The sequence below is a fragment of the Wolbachia endosymbiont of Mansonella perstans genome (assembly GCF_020278605.1).
Classification (GTDB): Bacteria; Pseudomonadota; Alphaproteobacteria; order Rickettsiales; family Anaplasmataceae; genus Wolbachia.
This window is the reverse complement of sequence record NZ_JACZHU010000070.1, coordinates 1-5,401: the sequence shown is the minus strand read 5'-3', so window position 1 is coordinate 5,401 and position 5,401 is coordinate 1. Positions and strand designations below refer to the sequence as shown.

Genomic DNA, 5,401 nt, shown 5'->3' with positions numbered 1-5,401 from the left:
CTCGAAGAGTTTCTAAAGGAGCTCTTTCTTTATATAGCCCTTATCTCCAAAAAAAGTCTGGCTAGTTTTTTGGTTAAAGTTGGCACAGGTTTTCTGTCATCAACGTTACCTATAGTAGCGTAAATGCTTGCGCTAATTTCGTTAATCACCAAGTGCAATTTGAAGCCTAAAAACCAGCCATATGTAGTCTTTCCAAGCTTCGCTAATCCATTGAAAACTTTGTTTCTTGAGATTCTTTTTAGATGGTAAAAGGCGATTGAAGAAGTGTCAATGTAGAAAATACCTGTCATTTTTGCTTGTTTGCAGAACCATTGCAAAAGCAATGCTAAATACCATAAAACTCGCGACTTAAGAGCAATAAACCATTCATATGTTGTAATTTGGGAAATTCTGATCGTAAAGTGCAGATAAAGTAGGTAAAAAGCTTTAAAATTTTTACATGGGGATTGATGATATAATAGGATTACGGTAGAATTTCTGGAGTGATAATTCCTGGTATTCTAGTTGGGTTTCTGCCATTTGGCAAGAGCATATTGGCAAAATTCTCATCAACCATGCGACAAAAACCCTCGACGCAACAATAAAATTCTGTAATATCTTTCTTCATGGGTAACCTCCTTATTAAAACAGGAATAACTTGGAGTTTACTCACTTTCCAGCTTTTTTTCACTTCTTTCTAATCCATAATTGGGATTATTATGGTTACACTGTACATGATTCTCATACTTCCATTTTACTAACAGAGTACAGAAAACACAATGGAATATAGAGTTACAAGTTCATTAGGCGTGCTTTTATGAACGAGCTTAGACTTGAAATCCTGAAACCAGTCATTGAATACTGTAGTGGAAATCCAGACAAAATCTACGATTACTACCTTTTTTCTTTTCTATAATTAATGTTCGTACAGCTGTGTGCATGAAGCTGGAATAGCTTTGTGCACAGCAATCGAAAAAACCTAGCGGTTGCTGACAAAATCCATTATAAAATAGCAGTTTAACCGCTGAAAAAAATACACCAGAAAAAAGCTGGTACCGGAATAAAATTATCTACTGCTTATGCTGTAATATGGATGTAAGTTCTTAGCTATATGATATCTGAAATAATAAATGCAATACAGAACAACTTGTTAGTTTGTTTTCCAACAGAGACAGTTTATGCCCTTGCTTGTAGTGCATTAGATAGTGTAGCTATAAAGAAAATATACCAGGTAAAGAGGCGTTCTCAAAATAAACCACTATCTATATCTGTTAGTGATATTTACAGTTTGACAAAAATAGCAGAGCTAGAGAAAAAATACTTTGGTTTAATAAACCACTTCTCTCCTGGACCAATTACCTATATCTTACCGCTTAAAAATAATAACATATTACCAAACGAATTCTTTAAAGGCAGCATAGGCGTAAGAATTCCTAATCATCCTATTGCAATTTCAATATTAAATAAGCTAAAAACCCCGATAGTCGCGACTAGTATCAATATTTCAGGAGAAAAAAGTGTATGCAAAGCAAGCGATATACCTCAATCTATTAGGCAACATCTATCTGCGATAATCGAAGATGATAAATTAGTTTCCGGTATAGAATCTACTGTTATTGACTTAGCTAGAGATAAGATTAGGGTTTTAAGAGAGGGTGCAGTCTCACTTCAAGTAATATGTTTTCAGGCTGAGGTCCATAGGAGGAAGAATGAAAAGAATAATAGGTCATGATCAAGCTAAAAAAAAATTAATGGACAACTTGTCTGTTCAATCTTGGCTGGTCTGTGGTAAAAAGAGTATAGGAAAAGCAACACTCGTGAAATCCTTTTCTAATTGGTTCCTTATAAAAGACTATGACGAAGTAGCGTTGGATTTGCACATTGTTGAAAGTGATACGATAGGAGTAGAAAAAGTGAGAGAAATGAAAAATTTTCTACACTTAAGCCCTATTCAATCAGAATATAAGATAGCTGTAATAGATAGCTTAGAAGCGATGACGAACAACGCTAAAAATGCGATATTAAAAATATTAGAAGAACCGCCAAAGAACTCTAAAATATTCATAATTAGCCACAAGCCATATAATATACAAACTACTATTAAGTGTAGGTGCTTTCAGCTAAATTTACTGCCACTAACTTATAATGAAACGAAGCAAATTGTTTCAGCTCAATGTAAACTTGATGATCAAGTGTTCGATGAAATTGTTACCTTATTCCCTGGAACGCCAGGGATGATAATAAATGCAATAAGTAGCGATACCTATGAATCATACAAATGCTTTTATACATTCCTCCGTAATTTAAATAATCCTGAAGTAATTAATAAAGTAATAAACAGCGAAATCGAGTTAGAACTAGCATCATATATAATTCAAGCCTTCATTTTAGACAAAATAAAAAGAGAAGTAAATTGCGTTGAAATTTTGCTAAGTAAGTGGAAGAAAATAGATGAACTTTTTATTGCTGCTAAGCAATTCCACTTAGATAAAAAGCATGTTTTAGCTAATGCGATTAATCTTATAGCATCAGTCCATTGATTATACTACTTTTAGTATAAATTTGTGATAAAATACTGTCAATTTTATATTTAAAGTACGTGGTTTGACTGATAATAAATTAACTGTATGGCAACCGATAGAAGTTTTTACGAAAGCCATACTGAATACGCAGAAAGAACTAAGCTTAAATAAGAACATGGCTTTAGACCAGAACGTAACCTTAGAAAAAGGAAAGGAGCTGTCAAATGGTATTTATGAAGCAAATTTTAAGCTAAACAAAACAATTAATATAGCTACTTAGCCAAAATTAGCTATCATATGCTCAGTGCCGAGCTTGTTGTGCGTAACCATATTACAAAAGAAGAGGTAAAATTCCTCAAGATTTTCATTACCTTAAAGTTGTTAAACTGAATGACGGTAATTATAAATTAACGTTTTGTAACGTTCTAGGCAATGAGTTTTTTGAATATAAAAAATATGATCTACAATGTTCTGGTGTTTTAGATGAATATAAATTTGTGGGTCTTAGGTAGTGTAAAAAAGACCTATAACCTAAAATTTAAGGAGCATGTTGGTCACGCACTTAAGTTTTTTGCTATGGACGGAGTTGTTGAGCCTGGATTTTAAAACCATGCAGCAGATTTATTCGGGCTAGTTAAAGGTAACAGAGGCAGAAAGGTGGGAACCCTCGCTGATGAATTTGGTTACTTTGACGATCAAGATAAATTACGTTATTATAATTACCACAAAAGTGCAGATGGTAATACCTATGGTCCTGAAAATTTCAGTGTAAAGAATGACAAATGTGGATATGAGCAAAATCGACAAATTCTGCCTTATTGCCGAACAAGGTGATATAATCATTCATCCTGCTTTAGAAAATTTAAATATATTTTAAAATTTTTAGGGTTTATTGTTGCTATGATAGTTCAATAGGGCTTTATATTATGGGAGACAAGCTGCCTGAATCAGTAAAAAACAAGAGTTATTTTAGTAAAGCAATTGAATGGTACTGTTATAGGTACCTGTCTTGTATAGCAGAAAGGTCTTGGATGGTATTGATAGTATCATTTCTCCTAGTGTGCTTATGTTTATTACTACTAAATATATACCTGTTGTTTCCTATTAAAAGAGATTTAAATTTTGTAAAATATGTGAATTACACAGAAGATGAGTTCTCTATAATACGTAAGCTTAGTTTTAATGAAGAAGATGATGAATACACTTCTATAGCCAGGTACTTAGTAAGTAAATACGTTGAAACATACGAATCTAGTAGAGTTATCGAGCCAGAATACCGAGAAAATTTCATACAAAACAACTCTATATATAAAGTCTATCAAGGTTTTCAAGAAAAAATGAGCAATGAAACTAGTTATTTGTCTTCATCTAAAGGAAAAATTTCCAACATAAATGTAGTAAAGTTATCCATTGACCGACCAATCAAGGACCTAGTCACATTCGCTGGAAATGCTGTTGTAGTTTTTACAACTGAACAAAATAAGAGAGTGAAGAATCGAACTGTTGATATTAGCTTTACTTTGTCCAATGCTCAGGCAGCTCTAAGCGGTATAATACCATTTAAATTTATTGTTGATGGTTATAAATACAGGTGATCACCATCTTATTGGCTATATCTTTTAAGCCTCTCCCAAGACTTTTGACTTCATTATTCTAGCTGTTAGACAATTTTTCAAAATTTCCTATACCAAATTTCACTGGTAATAGGATAAATTAAAAAGATACCGTTTTGCCTATAATTGGTGGTATAAGCAAATTTGTAATATACTTTATTTGTTTCCCTAATAACGAAGATTGGTATTATAACTCAGTTTGTGACATGCCATTGGCTAAAGATGTCTTTTCTGGTTTTGTATTTCACTCAGCTTACTTTGTTACAAGCCCACATAAGTGGAGTTATGATCAATGCAGCAGCCCAAAACGACAGTAGCACAGACATAACTTACAATCTTATTAAATCTCTGGACACTGCACTAACGCATTCCTGTCCAATATCTAAAAATACGTTTAGATGGCCGACCAATGACCCTGTATTTGCTTTTAAACAGTTGTTCCCTGTTATCTTTGAAAATAACTTGAGTGGAAAGTACGACAAATATGCCGCTGTCAAAAGTAAAGGCTGCAATATTATGCAGTCGCCAAGAAGCAGCAAGTTGACACAATAGGTAAACTTTCCCTGCTCTGTAGCCTACATATTCACAACTTTTCATGTATTGATTATTATGATCGTCTTCGTTCTCAACTCCATAAATTATATCTTTTACAGGTCCTAGCACATTATTAATATAACGTACAGATTTATAGAAACTACTTTCTGGAGTTAGCGTGAAACCCTCTATTTTCTTAGCAGGCACAATTCCATATTCAACATACCCTTTAAAATATTGACATACTGACGTTACCCCACCCAAATCATAAGTATACAGAGTAGCCTAATATAATTAAAAAATAGTTTATGCTCTATCTGATAAATATGGCTTAAGGTACTTACCTGTAACACTTCTTGGTATGTCTATTATTTCTTCTGGAGTTCCTGCAGCGACTACTTCTCCGCCTTTCACTCCACCCTCTGGGCCAATGTCTATTACGTAATCCGCAGTTTTTATAACGTGCAAGTTGTGCTCGATAACTATAACAGTGTTTCCCAAATCAACTAGCTTATGGAGCATTTTTAGTAAGTTGTTTACATCTTCAAAATGCAACCCGGTTGTTGGCTCATCAAGAATATATAATATTCTTCCGGTAAATCGTTTTGATAGTTCCTTGGATAACTTTATTCGTTGTGCTTCACCCCCAGATAACGTTGTTGAGGGCTGTCCAAGCGTTATGTAGCCAAGCCCCACTTCTTTCAAAGAAACCAACTTTTCTTTTACTACTGGAAGGTTCTCAAAAAAATCATA

7 protein-coding genes and 2 pseudogenes are annotated in these 5,401 nt (G+C 33.7%); 6 read left to right on the top strand and 3 right to left on the bottom strand.

Annotation, left to right across the window (positions count from 1 at the left end; translation table 11 throughout):
* Positions 1–18: 18 nt before the first annotated feature.
* Positions 19–607: pseudogene (locus tag IHO13_RS04270) on the bottom strand (transposase); the annotation flags it as partial.
* Between the two features lie 483 nt (positions 608–1,090).
* On the opposite strand from IHO13_RS04270, the gene IHO13_RS04265 reads away from it, so the two are divergent.
* From IHO13_RS04265 to IHO13_RS04245, 6 genes are all read left to right on the top strand, one after another.
* Positions 1,091–1,711 carry an L-threonylcarbamoyladenylate synthase gene (locus IHO13_RS04265; protein WP_225538426.1) on the top strand — a complete coding sequence of 207 codons (621 nt, stop codon included), beginning with the start codon at positions 1,091–1,093 and terminating at the stop codon, positions 1,709–1,711.
* The gene (locus IHO13_RS04260) at positions 1,689–2,519 is read left to right on the top strand and encodes a DNA polymerase III subunit delta' (RefSeq protein ID WP_225538425.1); all 831 of its coding nucleotides are present in this window, start codon (positions 1,689–1,691) and stop codon (positions 2,517–2,519) included. The genes IHO13_RS04265 and IHO13_RS04260 overlap by 23 nt, the downstream gene beginning before the upstream one ends.
* Before the next feature lie 64 nt (positions 2,520–2,583).
* A complete protein-coding gene (locus tag IHO13_RS04255; RefSeq protein ID WP_225538424.1) occupies positions 2,584–2,781 on the top strand; it encodes a hypothetical protein in 198 nt (65 codons plus the stop codon).
* A gap of 203 nt (positions 2,782–2,984) precedes the next feature.
* Positions 2,985–3,107: a hypothetical protein gene (locus IHO13_RS05795; protein WP_255586101.1), complete on the top strand. Its 123-nt coding sequence runs from the start codon at positions 2,985–2,987 to the stop codon at positions 3,105–3,107.
* A 51-nt stretch (positions 3,108–3,158) separates the two neighbouring features.
* The gene (locus tag IHO13_RS04250; protein ID WP_225538423.1) at positions 3,159–3,335 is read left to right on the top strand and encodes a hypothetical protein; all 177 of its coding nucleotides are present in this window, start codon (positions 3,159–3,161) and stop codon (positions 3,333–3,335) included.
* Positions 3,336–3,427: 92 nt separating this feature from the next.
* A complete protein-coding gene (locus tag IHO13_RS04245) occupies positions 3,428–4,096 on the top strand; it encodes a conjugal transfer protein TraJ (protein ID WP_225538422.1) in 669 nt (222 codons plus the stop codon).
* A 378-nt stretch (positions 4,097–4,474) separates the two neighbouring features.
* Here IHO13_RS04245 and IHO13_RS04240 read toward each other — a convergent pair whose 3' ends face one another.
* Together IHO13_RS04240 and IHO13_RS04235 are read right to left on the bottom strand one after the other, a co-directional pair.
* Positions 4,475–4,855, bottom strand: a complete 381-nt coding sequence (locus IHO13_RS04240; protein ID WP_225538421.1) for a hypothetical protein — start codon at positions 4,853–4,855, stop codon at positions 4,475–4,477.
* A 99-nt stretch (positions 4,856–4,954) separates the two neighbouring features.
* Positions 4,955–5,401, bottom strand: a pseudogene (locus IHO13_RS04235) (excinuclease ABC subunit UvrA); the annotation flags it as partial.

What these genes read in the sequence shown, in the direction of transcription:
- IHO13_RS04265 (WP_225538426.1), top strand. Translation starts at nt 1,091, where the DNA reads ATGATATCTGAAATAATAAATGCAATACAGAACAACTTGTTAGTTTGT.
- IHO13_RS04260 (WP_225538425.1), top strand. Translation starts at nt 1,689, where the DNA reads ATGAAAAGAATAATAGGTCATGATCAAGCTAAAAAAAAATTAATGGAC.
- IHO13_RS05795 (WP_255586101.1), top strand. Translation starts at nt 2,985, where the DNA reads ATGAATATAAATTTGTGGGTCTTAGGTAGTGTAAAAAAGACCTATAAC.
- IHO13_RS04245 (WP_225538422.1), top strand. Translation starts at nt 3,428, where the DNA reads ATGGGAGACAAGCTGCCTGAATCAGTAAAAAACAAGAGTTATTTTAGT.